At 59.0% G+C, this 19,383-nt stretch carries 18 protein-coding genes; 2 read left to right on the forward strand and 16 right to left on the reverse strand.

The genetic code is table 11. From position 1 onward, the window contains the following. Positions 1–352 precede the first annotated feature (352 nt). Positions 353–1,621, forward strand: coding sequence for an OprD family outer membrane porin (locus HMPREF1024_RS13360; protein ID WP_004144752.1), 1,269 nt, complete (start codon positions 353–355; stop codon positions 1,619–1,621). 136 nt (positions 1,622–1,757) lie between these two features. Here the strand turns inward: HMPREF1024_RS13360 and HMPREF1024_RS13355 are convergent, their stop codons facing one another. From HMPREF1024_RS13355 to HMPREF1024_RS13290, 14 genes are all read right to left on the reverse strand, one after another. Next, positions 1,758–3,398, reverse strand: a complete 1,641-nt coding sequence (locus tag HMPREF1024_RS13355) for a thiamine pyrophosphate-binding protein (protein WP_009308622.1) — start codon at positions 3,396–3,398, stop codon at positions 1,758–1,760. Positions 3,399–3,411: 13 nt separating this feature from the next. After that, positions 3,412–4,881 carry an aldehyde dehydrogenase gene (locus HMPREF1024_RS13350; protein WP_004151779.1) on the reverse strand — a complete coding sequence of 490 codons (1,470 nt, stop codon included), beginning with the start codon at positions 4,879–4,881 and terminating at the stop codon, positions 3,412–3,414. 15 nt (positions 4,882–4,896) lie between these two features. Beyond that, positions 4,897–5,661 (reverse strand): aspartate dehydrogenase, encoded by a 765-nt coding sequence (locus tag HMPREF1024_RS13345; RefSeq protein WP_004211378.1) that lies wholly within the window; start codon positions 5,659–5,661, stop codon positions 4,897–4,899. Between the two features lie 9 nt (positions 5,662–5,670). Next, the gene (locus HMPREF1024_RS13340; protein ID WP_009308623.1) at positions 5,671–6,465 is read right to left on the reverse strand and encodes an SDR family oxidoreductase; all 795 of its coding nucleotides are present in this window, start codon (positions 6,463–6,465) and stop codon (positions 5,671–5,673) included. Continuing rightward, the gene (locus HMPREF1024_RS13335) at positions 6,449–7,219 is read right to left on the reverse strand and encodes an alpha/beta fold hydrolase (RefSeq protein WP_004174434.1); all 771 of its coding nucleotides are present in this window, start codon (positions 7,217–7,219) and stop codon (positions 6,449–6,451) included. The genes HMPREF1024_RS13340 and HMPREF1024_RS13335 overlap by 17 nt, the downstream gene beginning before the upstream one ends. A gap of 9 nt (positions 7,220–7,228) precedes the next feature. Continuing rightward, positions 7,229–7,759, reverse strand: coding sequence for a cupin domain-containing protein (locus HMPREF1024_RS13330; protein ID WP_004152888.1), 531 nt, complete (start codon positions 7,757–7,759; stop codon positions 7,229–7,231). A 10-nt stretch (positions 7,760–7,769) separates the two neighbouring features. After that, entirely contained in the window at positions 7,770–9,026 is a 1,257-nt protein-coding gene (locus tag HMPREF1024_RS13325; RefSeq protein ID WP_004144758.1) for an MFS transporter, read from the reverse strand. Positions 9,027–9,052: 26 nt separating this feature from the next. After that, positions 9,053–10,249, reverse strand: a complete 1,197-nt coding sequence (locus tag HMPREF1024_RS13320) for an NAD(P)/FAD-dependent oxidoreductase (protein ID WP_004174432.1) — start codon at positions 10,247–10,249, stop codon at positions 9,053–9,055. After that, positions 10,246–11,172, reverse strand: coding sequence for a VOC family protein (locus tag HMPREF1024_RS13315; RefSeq protein WP_009308624.1), 927 nt, complete (start codon positions 11,170–11,172; stop codon positions 10,246–10,248). Before HMPREF1024_RS13315 ends, HMPREF1024_RS13320 begins: the two co-directional genes overlap by 4 nt. An 88-nt stretch (positions 11,173–11,260) precedes the next feature. Beyond that, positions 11,261–12,049, reverse strand: a complete 789-nt coding sequence (locus HMPREF1024_RS13310) for an IclR family transcriptional regulator (protein WP_009308625.1) — start codon at positions 12,047–12,049, stop codon at positions 11,261–11,263. 13 nt (positions 12,050–12,062) lie between these two features. Further along, positions 12,063–12,812: an SDR family oxidoreductase gene (locus HMPREF1024_RS13305; protein WP_004174430.1), complete on the reverse strand. Its 750-nt coding sequence runs from the start codon at positions 12,810–12,812 to the stop codon at positions 12,063–12,065. Further along, the gene (locus HMPREF1024_RS13300) at positions 12,812–13,834 is read right to left on the reverse strand and encodes an aromatic ring-hydroxylating dioxygenase subunit alpha (RefSeq protein WP_004151770.1); all 1,023 of its coding nucleotides are present in this window, start codon (positions 13,832–13,834) and stop codon (positions 12,812–12,814) included. The genes HMPREF1024_RS13305 and HMPREF1024_RS13300 overlap by 1 nt, the downstream gene beginning before the upstream one ends. Positions 13,835–13,844: 10 nt before the next feature. Next, positions 13,845–14,153, reverse strand: coding sequence for a recombinase-like helix-turn-helix domain-containing protein (locus HMPREF1024_RS13295; RefSeq protein WP_009308626.1), 309 nt, complete (start codon positions 14,151–14,153; stop codon positions 13,845–13,847). Further along, complete coding sequence (locus HMPREF1024_RS13290; protein WP_004151769.1) at positions 14,150–14,473, reverse strand: non-heme iron oxygenase ferredoxin subunit; 324 nt, start codon at positions 14,471–14,473, stop codon at positions 14,150–14,152. Before HMPREF1024_RS13290 ends, HMPREF1024_RS13295 begins: the two co-directional genes overlap by 4 nt. Positions 14,474–14,900: 427 nt before the next feature. Between HMPREF1024_RS13290 and HMPREF1024_RS13285 the strand changes: the two genes are divergently transcribed. Then, positions 14,901–16,121, forward strand: a complete 1,221-nt coding sequence (locus HMPREF1024_RS13285) for an MFS transporter (RefSeq protein ID WP_009308627.1) — start codon at positions 14,901–14,903, stop codon at positions 16,119–16,121. Between the two features lie 127 nt (positions 16,122–16,248). Here the strand turns inward: HMPREF1024_RS13285 and speB are convergent, their stop codons facing one another. After that, positions 16,249–17,169: an agmatinase gene (speB, locus tag HMPREF1024_RS13280; protein ID WP_002916572.1), complete on the reverse strand. Its 921-nt coding sequence runs from the start codon at positions 17,167–17,169 to the stop codon at positions 16,249–16,251. 233 nt (positions 17,170–17,402) lie between these two features. After that, on the reverse strand, positions 17,403–19,379 hold the full coding sequence (gene speA, locus HMPREF1024_RS13275; protein WP_004149805.1) for a biosynthetic arginine decarboxylase: 1,977 nt from the start codon (positions 19,377–19,379) through the stop codon (positions 17,403–17,405). Between the last annotated feature and the right edge of the window lie 4 nt (positions 19,380–19,383).

Raw genomic sequence — 19,383 nt, forward strand, 5'->3', positions numbered from 1 at the left:
CCCTTTTTTATATATCCGTAAAAATATTTAGCCGCATTAATTGATAATTTAAGCGCACAAACCGTTAATTATTATCACAGCGCATCACAGCCAATTATTTTATGCCCGGCGATTCAGAAATATATTATTTGGTAAATTAAAAAGGCCGCACACTATCTGGCTTCCAGAATCGTCTTTACCCGAATAATAAATAGTCCACCCCTTACTGCCTGGCGCACGGCTCATGCGCCATACAACCTGTTTCCGGCTGCAATAACTGCTCACACAATGATTGCTTTCGACATTATTTCAGGAGAATATCTGGTCAGCAGTGATTCCCTTGAATATATCGACAGACAGAGAAGTGCCCTCAGTGAAAAAAGAATTACCATTAATCGCACTTGGCATTATTGCCGCCGCGCCGGCTTTCGCCAGCCAACAATCTACCAGTCAGGGCTTTATTGAAGACAGCCACCTGGATCTCTTTTTACGTAACGCTTATATCAAACGCGATTATCGCGATGGTTTGCCGGATAAAGCCGAATGGGGTCAGGGTATCATCGCGACCTTCGAGTCCGGCTTTACTCAAGGGCCGGTCGGCTTCGGCGTTGACGGCATTGCGCAGTACGCCGTGCGCCTCGACGGCGGCCGCGGCCGCAGCGGCGCGGGCGGTATCGACTTTTTCGCCCAGGATGATGATGGCCGCGCGAAGTCCGATTTAGCAAAATTTGGCGCTACCGCTAAAATGCGCTTCTCGAATACCGTCCTCAGCTACGGTAGCCAGCGCCCGATGCTGCCTATCGTCTACGCCGATGACTCGCGACTGCTGTACGAGAGCTATACCGGTACCATGCTGACCTCAAGAGAAATCGACGGTCTGGAAATTAACGCCGGTTATCTCACCGATCAGCAGCGCAAAAGCGACGACAGCCACAACAGCGGCCTGAAAAGCCTGACCTTTGGCGGCGCCAGCTATCAATTCAACGACCAGCTCAGCGGCGCGCTTTACGCTTCGCACGTCGAAGACGTGCTGAATAAGCAGTATCTCGGCCTGAACTACAAGCAGCCGTTCGCCGCCGACCAGCAGCTGATTGTTGACTTCAACGGCTATAACTCGCGCTTAAATCAAGAATATGCCGACGCCAATGGCACCGGGCGCAGCAACAGCATCTGGAGCCTTGCCGCCAGCTATATCTGGGATATTCACACCTTTAAGGTCGCTTACCAGCAAAGCAGCGGCAGCACCGGCTACCATTATGGCGGCTACCAGAACCAGGGCGGCGTCGGCGATGGCGGCAACACCATCTGGCTGGCTAACTCCTACTGGTCAGATTTTAACGGCGAGGATGAACGTTCCTGGCAGGCCTCCTATGGCCTGGATTTTGCCGGACTGGGCGTACCGGGCCTGAGCTGGACCACCGCCTACGTTCGCGGGGATAACATTAAAACCGCCGAGACCAGCAACGGTAAAGAACACGAATGGTTCAACCAGGTGCAGTACCAGGTGCAAAACGGCATGGCGAAAGATTTGAAATTGAGACTCCGCTATTCGGTGCTGCGCGTTTCCAGCAACGCCAGCGACTATAACGTCAGCGGGAATGAAGTGCGGTTCTACGTCGAATATCCGTTTAACGTGTTTTAACCATATAATGAACCCTCTCCAGTGAGCCGGCCCTCTCCCGGCGCGCAGGAGCAACCGTCCGGCGCCTTGATTAACCCCCTGTGCCGTGCGGTACCCTCTCCCCGGAAGGGAGAGGGTTGGGGTCACTGGGTTATCATTAATACAGCGTCTTCTGCGGCGGGCCGGCAAAGCGCAGCGCGCCAATCTGGCCCATCTTCACTTCCACCACCGATGGCCCCGGCATCGCCAGCGCTTCGGTCATCACCGCCTGGAAATCCTCAGCCCGATCCACGCTCCACGCCTGCAGACCCATCGCCTGCGCCAACAGGGAAAAGTCTGGCGTGTGCAGCTCGTTGTAATACTGGCGGCCGCCAAAATACTTATCCTGAATACCGCGCATTACGCCGTAGCCGCCGTCATTCATAATCAACAGCGTCACATTGGCCTTCTCCTGCGCAAGTGTCGCCAGTTCGCCAAGGTTGAGGCTCAGGCCGCCGTCGCCGACCAGGCCGACCACTTTACGTTGCGGATTGGCAATCGCGGTACCCACCGCCATCGGTAGCCCCATACCGATGGCGCCGGCCAGAGAATGGATATTCATCAGCGGGCCGTGAGCGCGGAACAGACGGCTGCCCCACAGGCTGCCAGAAACGGTAATATCGCGCACCAGGATGCCGTCATCGGGCAGCGCCTGCGCAATCGCGTCATTCAATTTAGCGTAATCGCCGCACTGGTCGCGCAGCCCCTGCTCCGCCGCCTCTACCGCCTCTTTAAGTTGGCTATCCCAACGCGCATCGCCCCATATCCGGCCCTGCACCCGCTCTGCCAGCGCCGCTAATAGCGCCCGGCAATCCACCACCAGGGTATTGTCCATCAAGTAGTTACGGCTGGCCGCCGCCGGGTCAATATCAATCTGCACCCGCGGCGTGGGCAGTTCCAGCGTCCACGAGCGCGTTTCGTTGCTGCGCAGCCGGGAACCGGCAACAAGTGTGAAATCACATTGTGAAATCAGCGCTTCAACCGAGGGAGAAGTATGAAACGCGCGCAGGCTGGCGCGATGGCTGTCCGCCAGAATGCCGCGGCCGTGGGTACTGGAAATCACCGTCACCCCGGCATCCGCCAGCGTCTTCACCGCCTCGCCGCTCTCTAACGCGCCGCCGCCAAGCCACAGCAGCGGCTGCTTCGCCTGCTTAAGCTGCGCCCACAGCGCATCGACCAGCGACGCTTCCGGCTCAACCGCCGGAGCGCGTTTCAGCGGCGCGGTCAGCAGTGAAAGCGGAATTTTGGCGCTCTGAATGTCGATTGGGATCTCCACCGAGACCGGGCCGCACGGCGGCGTCTGCGCCTCCTGAATCGCCTTATGCAGGATAGCCACCGCCTGGTTGGCGTTGCTAATGCGGTAAGCGCGCTTCGAACTGGCTTTCAGGAAGGTCAACTGATCGCGGGTTTCATGAATGAAACCGGTGTCGGCGTCCAGCCAGGCTTTTTCGACCTGTCCGGTCAGGTGCAGCAGCGGCGTACCGGCGTTCATCGCCTCAACCAGCGCGCCGACCGCATTACCCGCACCCGCGCCGGTACTGGTCAGCGCCACGCCGAGCCCTGAAAAACGGCCGTGGGCGTCAGCCATGGTCACCGAGCCCGCTTCACCGCGCGCCGGAACAAAGCGGATTTTTTCCCGCTGGCCGACGGCATCGGCGATCGGCAGGTTATGGATAGAAATGACGCCATAAATGGCTTCAACGTGATACTGCTCCAGCGTTCTGGCGATGGCATCGCCGACGGTTATCATTTCGCTCATTGCTCACCCTTTCTCAGTCGCACCAGTGGTTGACGCTATTACCCGTCGCCAGATAAATGCTCTTTTGTTGCATCCAGGCTTTCAGCCCCTGGATCCCTTTTTCGCGGCCCAGACCGCTCTCTTTAAAGCCCCCAAACGGGGTCGAAATGGAGAAAACTTTGTAGGTGTTGATCCACACCGTACCGGCTTCCAGTTGTTCGCTCAGACGCAGCGCGCGGCCGGTATCACGCGTCCAGATCCCCGCCGCCAGTCCGAAGACCGAATCATTGGCCTCGCGGATCAGCGCCGCTTCATCGTGAAAACGCATCGCCACCAGAACCGGTCCGAAGATCTCTTCCTGGCAAACGCGGGCCTGATTGTTCAGCCCTTCAATGATGGTCGGCAGGAAATAGCTGCCTGCCGCCAGCGCCGGATCCGCCGGGATCTCGCCGCCGCATAGCACGCTGCCGCCTTCGCGTTTCGCCAGCTCGACGTACTCCAGCACGCTCTGCCGGTGTTTATCGTTGATCAGCGGCCCGACGTGGGTGCCAGCGCTGAACGGATGGCCAACCCGCAGCCCTTGGGTTAACTCCAGCAGGCGGGCCATTAATTGCGGATACACTTTGTCATGAACAAACAGCCGCGAGCCGGCAATACAGGCCTGGCCGCCGGAGCTGAAAATGCCGTAGCAGATGCCCCGCGCCGCCTGTTCGATATCGGCATCTTCCAGCACGATGGTCGGTGATTTGCCGCCCAGCTCCAGCGACGCCGGGATCAGCTTTTCCGCCGCCACGTGCGCCAGGTGACGTCCGGTGGTGGTGCCGCCGGTAAAGGAAATTTTGCGCACCTTAGGATGGCGGGCCAGCGCATCGCCGATAATCGATCCTTTACCCGGCAGCACGCTCAGCAGTCCGGCGGGTAAACCGGCCTGCTCAAAGATCTTCGCCAGCTCCAGCGCCATGAGCGGCGTGGCTTCCGCCGGTTTGAGGATCACCGCATTTCCGGCGGCGATCGCCGGGGCCACCTTCTGCATTTCGCTGGCGATCGGCGAGTTCCATGGGGTGATCGCCGCCACCACGCCCAACGGCTCATAGCGGCTCAGAGTCAATAGATCCGCCTGCCGCGGCGTCGGCAGCTCGCCTTCCAGTAACTCGCAGGCGGCGGCAAAATAGCGCGCCGTCCCCGCCGCGCTCATCACCAGCCCTCGCGCTTCCGCCAGCGGTTTACCGTTATCGCGGCTCTGCTTTTGGGTGAGCTCATCAAGCTGTGCTTCAATCAGATCGGCGACTTTATGCAGGATCTTCGCCCGCTGATGCGGCAGCATCGCCCGCCACGTTGGCTCCCGCCAGGCGCGGTCGGCACAGTCGATCGCCTCCTGTAAATCATCGAGGCTTGCCGCATGCAGCGCCGCGTTAATAGCGCCATCCGCCGGAAACTGGCTGTGCATCAAATTGCCGCCGCCGCGACGCCACTGACCGCCGATAAAAATGTCTAATTCGTCCATCTCAGCCTCTCTGCGTTATGCCAGTTCACGGCAGGCGCGTACCGCGCTCAGTGCCGCGAGGGTCGATGTTTTCGGATTGCTGGCGAGCGGCAGGCCGCTCAGCTCCAGGTGAAACTCGCCGAACAATCCTTCGGCGTGTAGCGTATGGGTGTTGCGTTGCGTCGCCGGATCGACCATCAGCTGTACTCGGGTCGCGTCAAGGCCAATACCGCCCAGCGCGATGGTTGCCGCCACGTTGGCATTTGCCGGGAATAGCCGCGCCGCCTCGCGGGCGCTGCCTTCGAAGAAAATTTGCGCTTCATTGACCGCGCTGAGGTCGATAAGCTGTTCGGCATAGCTGCCGCGCCAGCTGGCCGGGCTTTTACGCGACTGATAGGTCACTCGTTCAAGCCCCCCCTCTTTGGCCGCCGCCAGGCCGTCAATCCCGGCTACTGCGCCAGCCAGCAGCGTCAACTTGCCGCCCGCCTGACGTAAACGCTGTTCCAGTTCGCTGTCCGCCAACGCACCGGTCGAGATCACCGCCAGATGCCAGCCGCGCGCCAGTACCGCTTCGCCGTATTGCGCGACCGCCTGCTGACTGGCGCATTCCAGCACCAGATCCGGCGTCCCACCGCATTGCAGCGGATCGGTAAGCGGCGTCACCGCTTGACCAAACTGCAGGCAGATCGCTGCGTGATGCGATTCGCGCGCCACGATCCACTCCACCCTCACCTGCGGCGGCAGGCGTTCAATCACCGCCTGGGCCATCGCGCCATAGCCAATTAACATGACCTTTTTCATCATCTTTCCTTACAGATGGCGACAGAAACCGCCGGAAACGTCCAGCGCCGCGCCGGTGGTAAAGGAGGCCAGCGGCGAAGCGAGGAATAGCAGCGCTTGCGCTGGCTCCTGCGGCTTACCGAGACGCGCCATCGGGATCCCCCGCTTACGGGCGATATCGGCGGTCCACTGCTGCCAACTCTGGCTCTTATCGCTTCGGCTCTCAAAACGGCGCTGCCACTGCCCGGACTCCACCATCCCCAGCAGAATGGAATTCACACGAATACCTTTATCCACCAGCTCTTTCGACAGAGTCAGCGTCATATTGAGCAGCGCGGCGCGGGCGGCAGAGGTGGCGATCATGTGCTCTTCCGGCTGTAACGCCAGCAGCGAGTTCACACAGGTAATCGAGGCGATATCCGACGCCTCTAGCAGGGAGTGAAAGGCCTTTACCGGGTTAATCACGCCGAACAGTTTCAGTTCGGCTTCGTGCAGCCAGGCCTCACGTGGCGTATCGGCGAAGTGGGCGACATAGCCCTGGCCGGCGTTATTAATCAGCATATCGACGCCGCCGAAACGCGCGGCGACCGCGGCGGCGAACGCCTCAACTTCCGCTTCGTTCAGTACGTCACAGCGCCAGGAGAACACCTCACCTTCTGGATATTCGTTTTGCAACGCCGCATGGGCGCTAGCCAGCCGATCCGGGTTGCGGCCGCAAAAGGCGACTTTCGCCCCTTCGCCCAGCAGCAGGCGCAGCGTTTCAAAGCCGATTCCTGACGAACCGCCGGTGACTACCGCGACGCGTCCTTCAATTTGTGCATTCATCGCGCACCTCTTCCCCTATGCGTAAAAGCTGTTGATTAAAAAAGATTTCGTTATCGAGATAGCTGGCATGTCCAGCCTGAGGGATGGCGATGTAAGGGGCGCCGTAACGCAGCGCCACTCCCTGCACTAACTCCGGTTGGGTAATGGCATCCTGCTCGCCACACCACACGGAGAGACGACCGCGATAGTCGGCGAGCCAACGGTGAATGTCGTCATGGGCCAGCATCCAGGCCGCGGCGAGATAACCGTCGCGGCGTAGCCTGCGCATCCCCGCCGCCACCGTCGCCACATCGGCTTCGCGCGCGCCAGGGCGCAGCAGTTTTGCCGCTCGCCCCTGGGCCATCGCCTCGCCGCCCAGCGCTATCTGCTGTTGACGCCCCTGCCAGACTTTTTCCCGCTGTGCGGCTTCCGCCTGGCCGTAGCCCTGCGCGACGTCGGCGAGCACCAGGTAAAGCACCCTCTGCGGGTATTTCGCGGCGAAGGCGGCCGCCACCAGCGCGCCCAGCGAATGGCCGACCAGTATGGTTTGCTCTACTCCAGCGCGGTCCAGCATTCGCGCCAGCGCGTCGGCGTAATCGCCGGCATTCGCCGGCGCCGCCGCCAGCATCGGGCTTTCGCCATAACCGGGCATATCCCAGGCCAGCACGCGGTAGCCGGGTAGCGCCATCTGTTTATGCCAGGAGGCCGCGCCGGAACTGATGCCGTGCAGCAGCGTCAGCGGAATACCGCTTCCTTGTTCACGAAACCCCGTCATCATCGCCCCTTAGTTACGTTTTACTTTTGCCAGCGGATGATCTTCCGGGTAGGTCGGAATATGCGGCTTATGGGTGCCGAGCATCACGCACATCAGCGCCTCTTCTTCGCCGTGGTTAAACAAACCGCGGTAAATTCCAGGCGGCACCGAGATCAGATCGCGTTCGCGCAGCACGGTTTCGGTATAGTTGTCGCCGTCCTGAATCATCAGGGTGATCTGCCCTTTGAGCATGAAGAACACCTCTTCTACGTCATCATGCAGGTGCAGCGGGCCTTCACATTTGGACGGCAACACCATGGTGGAAAAGGTGAAGTGCTCGGCCGGAACGGTGTTGGTATCACTGGCGACGCCGGTGGCGCCGGTGCCGATGTAACGCATCTGCGCGCGGCGATATTTCGGGTCGAAATCGGCCTGGAATTTCAGCGCATTCCAGTCATATTTGCGGCCTTCAAAGCGCGCGATACGCGACTCCACCCACTCTTCCATCGTCAAATGGTCAGGTTTCAAACTTTGTTTTGCAGTTACGGTTGAATCAGTCATCGTTTTATCCTCAGTAGCGTCTCAGCAGCGGCAGTAACAGGGCGCAGCCCACCGCCGCCATCACCGCCAGAAAAATCAGCCCGGAATCCATGCTATGGGTGAAGGCGATAAGCGCGCCCATCACCGCCGGCGATAGCGCCCCGGCAAAGTTTCCCAGCCCGTTGAAAATTCCACCCGCCGTGGCGCTGACCCGTGGATGGGTCGCTTTAGCCAGCAGCGCGAAAATGTTTGGCGCGCCGGTGCCCCACATAAAGGTGCTAAAGCTCATCGCCGCGATTACCGGCAGCGGCGTGGTGAAATGCATCACTGCCGCCAGGCCAATACCCGCGCCTGCCAGGGAAATAAAGCAGGCGGCGGCGCGCCTATCGACGCGGTCGGACAGCCAGGCGCCGATAATTTCGCCTAGCAACATGGCGATAAATGGCATCGACGACAGCCAGCCGGCGTGTTCCAGATGAATGCCTTTGCCTTTAATCAGGTAGCCCGGCAGCCAGCCGTTGATCCCCCACAGATAGGCGAGAAAGGCGATGTTGAAGATGCAGATCATCCAAAAATGCGGACTCACAAAGAGCTCGCGACGCGCGCTGCGGCGCGCTTCCTGCGAGGTTTTATCGCTGCTCGCTCTCGCCTCCAGTTGTACGCCGCGCAGCCCGATGCGTACAAAAATCAGCACCGGTATCGTCAGCATCGCCATCACGAAAAATGTGCTCTGCCAGCCGAAGGTATTGAGTAGCCAAATTGACAGCGGGAAACCCAGCGCCGCGCCAACCGGCGTGCCGAGCAGCCACAGCATGGTGGCGCGGGCCTGTAGCCGCTGCGGGAAGGTGTGGCGCACCACGGCGAACGCCAACGGAAACAGCGGCCCTTCAGCAATGCCCAACAGGATGCGCAGCGTCACCATCAGCGCGTAGTTGTGGGTGAAGCCCATGATCACCATCAGGATGCACCACACCACCATCATTCCAGTCAGCAGACGCAGCGGCGCAATCCGGTCGCCAAGGCCGCTTAATAACACTGACGAGAAGCCGTAACTCAGCAAAAAGGCACTCATCAGAATGCCCAACCGGGTGGTGTCGAAATCGATGCCCATCGCCTGTTGGAAGTGACTATCGGAAAACAGCGCGGCGATACTGATTTTGTCGAAAAAAGCCAGCAGCACGCAGGCCAGCAGCGACAGCGGAATGGCCCAACGAACTGCTTTTTCAGGCGTGCGGACGCCCTCACCGCTCGCCTCTGCAGGCGCGGCGTTGGTCTCTAATGTGGTCATTTCTCCCCCTTAAGGGTTCGCGTTTCTTATCGCAATGACATCAGCGAGAAAGTCGGGTCAGCGAGCGGGACGTTAGAGAGATCCCTTCCCGCCGCCATCCAGCGCTTCGCCAGCTTCACGATACGTGCATTATTGAAGGCCACCAGCTGAGTTAAGCGTCCATCGGCATTCAGGGAGAAGTAGATCGCGCCCTGCGGCTCGTCACGCACAATGGTCCGGCTGCCCGCTTGCGGGATCCCGAGGATCTGGATATTGCGATCGTATTGATCTGACCACAGCCACGGCGCCTCGTCGTAGCCGCTGGCCTGTGGATCGAGCATCGCTTTCGCTGTCGCGATGGCCTGATTTTGCGCAAAGGCCCACGACTGAATGCACAGACCGTACTGATGGTGCTGGGCGACATCGCCAGCGGCGAAAATCGCCGGATCGTTACTGCGCCCTTGGGCATTAACGACAATCCCGCGATCGACAGTGAGCCCGGCATCGCGCGCCAGTTCGAGATTCAGATCGACGCCGATCCCCACCACTACCGCATCGAAGGTTTCCCGCTGGCCGTCGCAGTGCAGCGTCGGCAAGCCGTTATCATCTTCCAGCTCCAGCGCGCCGCAGCCGCGGCGAATATCAACGCCCTGCCCGCGATGCAACTCATCCAGCGCCTGCGAGACCTCCATACTGACCGAGCGCATGCACAGCGCCGGCTGCTGTTCATAAAGGGTCACGGCTACGCCGCTTTTGCGCGCCGAGGCGGCGATTTCGAGGCCAATCCAGCCGCCGCCGACGATCGCCAGCCGCGTTGCCGATGCCAACCGCTGCTTCAGACGCTGCGCGTCCTGCCAGTGGCGCAGGGTATATACCTGAGGATGCTGCCCCCAGGCCTCGGACGGCAGCCGCGCGCGGCCGCCGGTGGCGATCAGCAGTAGGTCGTACGCCAGCGTTTCGCCGTTGCTCAGCGCCAGGGTTTTATTTTGCCGGTCGATCGATTTCGCGCGCAGCGGGCGGTACCAGCGCAGATCCAGTGCCTGCTGCACCTCGGCGCTGAATAACCGCGGCAGCGCCGGTTCGGCCTCCAGCAATGCCGCTTTCGACAGCGGCGGGCGCTCGTAAAAATCCCATTGCTCTTCGGCAACCACGCAAATCTCGCCGCTAAACCCTTCATCACGCAGCGTTTTCGCCGCCCAGCCGCCAGCCTGGCCGCCGCCGATAATGACTATCCGCGCCGTCATACCGCCTCCGGTTTTTTCTGCTGGCGACGGGTATCGTGATCGATACCGCCTTCCACCGCCCATTCGGTAAAGGACACGAGTGAATGCTCCAGCTCGCGCGGCTGCCAGTTTTCCGTCAGATAGTCATCGTTGGTGTAGTACTCAAAAGCGCCGCCGGTCGGGCTGTTGACATACCAGAAGTAGGCCGAGGAGACCGGATGGCGGCCGGGGCCGATAAACGTGCTCCACGCGTTTTTGTTCATCGCAATGCCGCCGCCGATCACTTCATGAATATCCCGCACGGTAAACGCGACGTGGTTTAGCCCGCGTTTGCGGTTGGGCAACTGCAATAAGAAGAGGTTATGGTGTCCGCCGCGCACGCCGCAGCGCAGGAACACCGCGCGATTGATATAGCGGTCTGACACCTGAAAGCCCAGCACTTCGCGATAGAAACTTTCCACCGCCGCCAGCTCTTCAACAAAGAATACGACGTGGCCGACGTTAATGGGCTGCGCGCGGTCGTATACCGGGCTCGGAGTGTCGATGCGACGCACATCGCCCCACTGGTTGATCGGTTCAACGTTCAGTTCAACCGCCGTTTGCTGGCTAACCTGCACCCGCAGCGTCATACCGTTGGGATCGCGGCATTCCAGCGCACCGTCGATTTCACGGAAAGCGGGCTGGCGTTCCAGCTTCGGGCGCAGCGCATCCAGCGCCGCCCGATCCGCCACGCCCCAGGTCATGCGACGCAGAGTGTTGCCCGCCTCAAAGGCTGGCGGCAGGTCGGCGGCATCGGTCGGGTTAAGTTCGACCCGCGCGCCGCTGAGGGTGGTAAACGCGCGGCCGCTGGCGTCGCCGGTCAGGCCAAAATCGCGCATGAATTTAGCGCTGTGGTTCAGGTCGTCTACGCCAAATTCCAGCTTTTCAATTCCGGTAATACTCATTATTCGTCGCCTCTTTACCGTTCAGTCGCCCGAATTTGGGCGTAAAACATGCCCGACGCAATCAAGCGCCTGCTGTTAATTTGTTGATTTAACTTGCCTGTGACAAATATCCGAGGAAGCCGGAAATTTTGTCCGCCGCCATACTGACGTCGTTCTGCAACCGTTCGCGATCGCTTTGCGGGATCTCGTCCGACGGCACCAGAATGCTGACGACCGCCGCCACCCGGCCGCTGCGGTTAAAGACCGGATAGACAATCGATGAGATGCCGTGGCGGTAGAACGATTCGCCAATCACGTAGCCGCGGGCTTTATCCTGCTGCACCATCTGCCACAGCGCTTCGCGGTCGTACAGCTGGCCCGGCGCATTGCCCGGCAGCCGTTCATCCGGGAACAATTGTTCAAACTCGCTGCGGGAAACATCGGTCAGCAGCATGCGGCCAAGCGAGGTGCAGTGCACCGGTAGCCGCGTTCCGACGCTGACCTGATTGATACGCGAACCGGCGGCGCTGACGCGGGCGATGTAGATGATGTCGCGGCCGTCGCGGATCGCCAGATGGCTGCTGCACTGGCTGATATCGCGTAGTTGCTCGATGACCGGCTGACCCACCTGAGCGACATCCAGTGAGGCGATATATTCAAAGCCCAGACGCAGTACGTTCATGCCCAGCGAAAAGGTATTGGTGCGGGCGTTGCGCTCAAGAAAGCCCATATATTCCAGCGTCTGCACCACGCGATAGGCGGTCGCTTTCGGCATATCCACCAGCCGATGCAGCTCGGCAAAGGTCAGATCGCGATGCTGTTCGCCAAACGCCAGCAGCAGTTGTAAACCGCGCTCAAGACCGGGCACCAGATACTTCACTTCCTGATCGTTCGCCATACCGCCTCACTTATTAGTTAAAGACAAAACCGCCGTTGACCGGGATCAGCTGGCCGGTGATAAAGCGCGAAAGATCGCTCAGCAGCCAGACCACGCTGCCGGTGACATCTTCCGGCTGCTGCGCGCCGCTGAGCGCGCGGCCGTTCTCATACAGCTGATGACGCTCGGCTGGAACGTATTCCGTGGCCTCAACGCGGGTCAGTCCCGGCGCGATGGCGTTGATACGGATCCGCTTTTCACCCAGCTCGCGGGCCATGGAGCGGGTCATCGCAATCACCGCGCCCTTACTGGCGACATAGGCCATCAGCCGCGGCGCGCCCCACAGCGCGGTATCCGAAGCGACGTTGACGATCGCCGCCCCTTCGCGCAGCAGCGGTACCGCCGCGCGGGTCACCAACCAGGTGCCTTTAACGTTGACCGTCATTACCCGATCCCACAGATCCGGATCGTAATCGATCATATTTTTTCCGCCGACGCCGGTGGCCATCGCTGCGTTATTGACTAAGCCATCGATAGACCCCTGCGCGCCGATGGCGCTGAAGACCTGCTCGATCGATGCTTGACTGGCAAGATCGATGGCGTGAGATTCGACCTGATAGCCCTTCTGCCGCAGGCGATGAGCGCTTTCCGCCAGCTCTCCCTGCAGGATGTCGCACATCACCACCGTCGCGCCCTGAGCGGCGCAGGCTTCGGCAAAGTGGTACCCGAGACCGCGCGCCGCACCGGTGACGACAATACGTTTACCGTTTAGCAGGCCGTTCATCAGGCGGCACCCTGCTGCGCTTCGCGGAGCGCTAACTGCTCTTTCGCCGCTTTCTGCATCATGCGGCGCAGGCGGGACAGACCGACGTCATGTTGATAAAGGTATTCATGATCGCGGGCGTTCGGCGCCAGGCTTTCCAGCACCACGCGATCCTGCTCCAGTACTTCCCAGTGCAGCTTTTCCAGACGGTTGCGGTACATAAAGCGCCACAGATCGCGCTGCCAGCCCTGAACGCCGCGGATGCGCCAGAAGAAGACGCGACAGTTATCGTTATCTTCCGGAACCACCATGCCGACGATCCAGAAGTGGCCGCCCGGCCCGAAACGCTTTTTGTACGGAATAGACAGACGCATCCAGTAGGCGCCGCTGTTGCCCAGTTCAACCCAGTCAAAGTTAACGCCGCTCTGCCCTTTTTTCTCGAAGATAAAGCCGGTTTTCGTCGGCTGCAGGACCATATCGGCTTTGCGATCGCCTTCTGCCATCGAGTGCGATGATGAGTGCAGATAGGTACCGTGCATCGGGTCCATCACGTTTTCCAGCGCGTACTGGTAGTTGCATTTCCACGCCGCGGTGCACAGGAAGTTACTGTATTTTTCGCTATCGGCTAGTTCCTCAGGGAAGCTCAATTCATCAGGCTGCTGATCGGCGGTGACGCCAAACCACAGGAAGATTGCCCCGTGCGCTTCGTGCACGCTGTAGCTGCGCACGCACTGCTGGCCGACCAGCGGGCAGCGATCCACCGCCGGGACGTCTTTGACTTCGCCGTTGCCGGCGACTTCCACGCCGTGATACCAGCAGGCGATACGATCGCCTAAGTTCCAGCCCATTGACAGGCGTGCGCCGCGATGCGGGCAGCGGTCTTCCAGGGCCTGCACCTGGCCATCTTTATTCCGCCAGACCACGATCTGCTCGCCGAGACGGGTAATGCCTACCGGCGCAGACTGCACTTCCCAGCTCGCCAGCACCGGATACCACAGGCCGCGCAGTCCTTTATCAAGATAGTTTTGTACCGTTGTCGTCATCGCTGTGTCCTCAGTAGCCGTTAACCTGTAAAAATGCCTGGAAGCTGCTTTCGCTCCACGGTTCGCCCTGTTGGTCATGCATCCTGACGCCATTGAGGCCGCTCACCAGTTCACCGAGATTTTCCGCGCCCTGCTCGAACAACGTTTCCAGGGTGGCGATAAGCTGCAGTTCCCAGTTTTCCGGCACCCGGCTGCGGGTTTGCCAAATCAGATTGTGATAGTCGCCAGGCTTGTGGATATTGCCGTTTCCGCCTTCCGCCGGTGGCGTAAACTGGCGGCTTTCCGGTAGCGCCGGGTTGAAGTCCAGGGATTCGCTCATGCCACGTTCTCCTCGATAAAGGTAATCTGGATCTGATTGTCGTATACCCGCACCGGGTAACGATTAAGGTTGCGGCCGCCGGGGCCATGCAGGCACTGGCCGGTTTTCACGTCGAATACCGCCTCATGCAGCGGGCATTCCACCTTGCCATCTTCGACAAAGCCCTGGCTCAGTAGCGCATAGGCATGAGGGCAAACGTCTTCCAGCGCGTAATATTCGCCATCAATCAGATAAATACCGATTTCCTTACCGTCGATATTGCCGCTATATGGGAAATCTTCCTGTACTTGCTCCGCGTCACATACGCCTATCCAGCTCATCGCAATCCTCCAGGCTTTTGTTTCATATATGAAACTCTGTTTCTTATTTAATACGGTCAATATAAAAGCGGTGAATGTTTCGTCAAGCATTAATGTGACGAATTTGTTAATGAATGGCTTTTAAATTAGCTAAGTGTGCAATTGATCACGAAAAACTGCATTCAGATGAAATGATGATATTTAAAGCGGTGATCCATTATAAATAAAAATGCCGATTTAAAATTCACATACGACTATTGACTTCTTTTCAAATCGATCATTAAAAATGGGCAACAGCGGAAACCATGGTGTTTCACCCATGAAACAGCTATTTATTTAATCATTTAAAAACAATGAGTTTCATAGGTGAACCATTTTACTCATGTAACTATTTCTGGCGTTAAAAAATAATAACTGGCAATCATTAAATTAAGCGTGGAGACAATGAATGGCGGCAAGATGGCAAGGGGTAATAGCATTACTTTTGTTAATAATTATTTCCTACGTCGATCGGGTAAATATCTCGGTGATGATCCTTAACCCGGAATTCGCTGCCCGTTTTCAGTTAAATGAAAACAGAATGTTACAAGGTATGCTAATGACATGCTTTCTTCTGGGTTATGGTTTTTCGGCATTATTATTAACCCCAGTTATAGAAAGTAGATGGCATTATCGTCAGGGACTCTTAAGCAGCATTGCTATATGGGCGCTGGTGTGCGCCATTTCCCCGCTACTCGGCTCACTGCTGGGAATGTTGATCGCGCGCATCGTTCTTGGCGTGGCGGAGGGGCCGCTGTTCTCTCTGAAAACGCGCTTTATCAACGACAACTTCGCCGCTGATGAAATAGGCAAGCCGAATGCGCTGACCGCCCTTGGCGTATCGTTGGGGCTGGCGGTAGGCTTCCCGCTGGTCACCTGGCTGATGGTGCACGTTGGCTGGATCGGCTCCTTCTACGCGCTGGCGCTGCTTAACCTGCTGCTCGGCGGCGGATTAATCTGGCGGTTTCTCCCCGCGCCACAAGTAACCTCACAGCACGCGAAGCCGGGTTTCAGGCAGACTTTCGCCCTCGCCTGGCGTACACCGCTGCTAGGCTGGATCCTGCTGGTAGAAATCGCCACGCTCAGCTATCTGTGGGGGAGTAGCGCCTGGTTGCCCGCCTGGCTGCGCGACGAGCACCACTTCTCGCTACAGACTACCGGCCTGCTGGCGGCTGTCCCCTTTCTGTTAAGCCTCGGCTCAAAGTTTCTTGGCGGCGTGCTCCTCGACAAAATGCGCCCGGAGCAGGCGCCGCTGCTGTTTATTATCGGCGGCCTACTCACCGCCGGTTCTGTGCTGGCGCTGATGCTCAGCCAGCAGCCGGCGATGCTGGCGCTGTTTATGCTGGCGGCGAACGTGTTCTGGGGATTACAGGGGGCGGCGATCCCTGCGGTGGTTCAGCATCACGCCCCGCGCGAAGCGGTAGGCAGCGCTTATGGGATCATTAACGGCATTGGCAACATCTGCGCGGCGTTTATTCCGCTGCTGATGGGAGTGGTGATGAAATCAGTGGGATCGGTAAGTTCAGGTTTTTCCGTACTGGTGACATCGCAGCTGATTACGCTGTGCGCCGGCGGCGCACTGCTGCTGCGTATGCGTCGCGCAGCAGCAGTAAACGCGTCTATACCCTAAATAAGTTGCAGGACAAAACGGCTAGTCGTTTTGAACAGCGCTTGCGCTGGCCCCGTAAGGACGAGGCCCAGGGATGGGCCGATTTATTGCCCACGCCTATGCAACTTGAAGTATGACGGGAACAGATTTATTCGCCCTTCTTCGCCGCCTGGATGTACAGCATCTCCAGCGCCAGGGTCGCCGCCGCCAGAGCGGTAATTTCGGACTGATCGTAGGCCGGGGCGACTTCCACCACGTCCATCCCGACGATGTTCAGATCCTTCAGGCCGCGCACCAGCTTGATCGCGCGGTCGGAGGTCAGCCCACCGATAACCGGGGTACCGGTGCCTGGCGCAAACGCCGGATCCAGACAGTCGATATCAAAGGTCAGGTACACCGGCATGTCGCCGACGATCTGCTTCACCTGGGCAATCACGTCATCAACGCTGCGGTCGTTAACCTGGCCGGCGTCGAGCACCGTAAAGCCATTGTCTTTGTCGAACTCGGTGCGGATCCCGATCTGTACGGAGTGGTTCGGATCGATAAGCCCTTCGTTCGGCGCGGTATAGAACATGGTGCCGTGGTCGAACTCGCAGCCGTTGGCGTAGGTATCGGTGTGAGCATCGAAGTGCACCAGCGCCATTTTACCAAAGTGCTTGGCATGGGCGCGCAGCAGCGGCAGGGTGACGAAGTGGTCGCCGCCAAAGGAGAGCATACGTTTGCCGGCCGCCAGCAGCTTCTCGGCGTGAGCCTGCAGCTTCTCGCTCATTTCGCGCGCGTCGCCGAAGGCGTACACCAGATCCCCACAGTCCACCACGTTCAGGCGCTCGCGCATATCGAAGTTCCACGGGAAACGGTTGTGCTCCCAGGCAAGGTTAGTGGAAACCTGACGGATCGCCGCCGGGCCATGACGGCCGCCCGCGCGCCCGGAGGTCGCCATATCGAACGGCACGCCGGTGATGACCCAGTCCGCATCGCTTTCATACGGCATAAAGTTCATTGGCAAACGCAGAAAGCCAAAGGCATTGGATACCAGGGAGTTATCGTATTGATGACCTAAAGTGCTCATGGATATGACCTCTTTTGACAGTCGTGGAACGTAAAAAATAAGTATAAAAAAACCCCTCCGCGTCGTTAGGCCCGACGAGGAAGGGTTTGATAGATAAATCGCTTATTGGCGTGAATTATCGCCGGTAATGCATACGGGTTCAAGTGAGTATCGCATGCTGCCGGATGACGGCTTCGCCTTATCCGGCCGACATACGCAGGCCCGGTCAGCGCAGCGCCACCGGGCATCAGCAGCTACTCGTCTTCCAGATAAGTATAGCCGTACAGTCCCGCCTCGAACTCCTCGAGGAACTGCTGCTGCAGCGCGTCGTCCAGACCGGTATTTTTCACCTGATCGCGGAACTGGGTCAGCAGCGTATTCGGATCCAGCTGCACATACTGCAGCATATCCGCCACGGTATCGCCCTCGTCGGACAGCTCAACCTCAACGCTGCCGTCAGGGAAGACGAACACGTCCACCGCCTCGGTATCGCCGAACAGGTTATGCATGTTGCCGAGGATCTCCTGATAGGCGCCAACCATGAAGAAGCCCAGCATCGGCGGGTTCTCCGGGTCGTATTCCGGCATCGGCATGGTGGTGGCGATCCCGTCGCCGTCCACGTAGTGATCGATGGCGCCATCGGAATCGCAGGTGATGTCCAGCAGCACCGCGCGGCGCTCCGGCGACTTGTTCAGCCCTTCCAGCGGCATCACCGGGAACAGCTGATCGATCCCCCAGGCATCCGGCATCGACTGGAACAACGAGAAGTTGACGTAGATTTTATCCGCCATTCGCTCCTGCAGCTCATCGATGATGGGACGATGGGCGCGGTTGCTCGGATCGAGTTGCTTCTGCACCTCATGGCACATGTTCAGATACAGCTGTTCCGCCCACGCGCGCTCCTGCAGGTTGAAGGTGCCTGAGGAGTAGCCGATGTGGATATCGTGCAGGTCCATCTGGCTGTCGTGCAGCCATTCGCGCAGCGAGCGGCGGTTGCCGGTCTCGTGCATCTCCAGCCAGGTTTCCCACATGCTCTGCAGCGGACGCGCAGCGTCTTCCGCCGGCGGGGTCGCCTCGGTGTATTCGTTACGCTCAACGCCGATGATGTTGGAAACCAGCACGGTATGGTGCGCGGTCACCGCGCGGCCGGACTCGGTGATCACCGTCGGGTGCGGCAGGCCATTCTCTTCGCAGGCATCGCCGATCGCCCAGATGATATTGTTGGCGTATTCGTTCAGACCGTAGTTCACCGAGCAATCGGACTGCGAGCGGGTGCCTTCATAGTCCACGCCCAGGCCGCCGCCGACGTCGAAGCACTGAATATTGACGCCCAGCTTATGTAGTTCGACGTAGAAACGCGCCGATTCACGCACGCCGGTGGCGATATCGCGAATGTTAGCCATCTGCGAACCGAGGTGGAAGTGCAGCAGTTGCAGGCTCTCAAGATGGCCTGCCTCGCGCAGAATTTCGACCAGTTGCAGCACCTGGGTCGCTGCGAGGCCGAACTTGGACTTCTCGCCGCCGGAGGACTGCCATTTACCGGAGCCCTGCGAGGCCAGACGCGCACGTACGCCAAGGCGCGGCACCACGTTCAGGCGCTCGGCCTCTTCCAGTACGATAGCGATCTCGGACATCTTCTCAATGACCAGATAGACCTTGTGGCCCATCTTCTCGCCCACCAGCGCCAGACGGATATATTCGCGGTCTTTATAACCATTACAGACGATGACGCTGCGGGTCATCCCGGCGTGCGCCAGCACGGCCATCAGTTCCGCTTTCGAACCGGCTTCCAGGCCCAGCGGCTCGCCGGAATGGATCAGCGATTCAATCACGCGACGGTGCTGGTTAACCTTGATCGGGTAGACGAGGAAGTAATCGCCGTTATAGCCATACGATTCACGCGCGCGTTTGAAGGCGGCGTTGATCGAGCGCAGGCGGTGCTGCAGGATCTGCGGGAAGCAGAACAGCGCCGGCAAGCGCTGCCCTTGCGCTTCACGCGCTTTGACTAATTCCGCGAGGTCAACGCGCGCTTCCGGGACGTCCGGATCCGGGCAAACGCTGATGTGGCCCAGTTCGTTGACGTCATAATAGTTATTGCCCCACCAGGCAATATTATAAGTACGCAGCATCTTGCTGGCTTCCTGGGAGCTCATCGCTACCTCCTGCATGGAACGTAGTACACCGTGTTCGCCTGCTGACGAAGGCGAAACCATAGACATGTCGTCAGACATAGCG

Source organism: Klebsiella sp. 4_1_44FAA, from assembly GCF_000238715.1.
GTDB classification, from domain to species: domain Bacteria; phylum Pseudomonadota; class Gammaproteobacteria; order Enterobacterales; family Enterobacteriaceae; genus Klebsiella; species Klebsiella pneumoniae.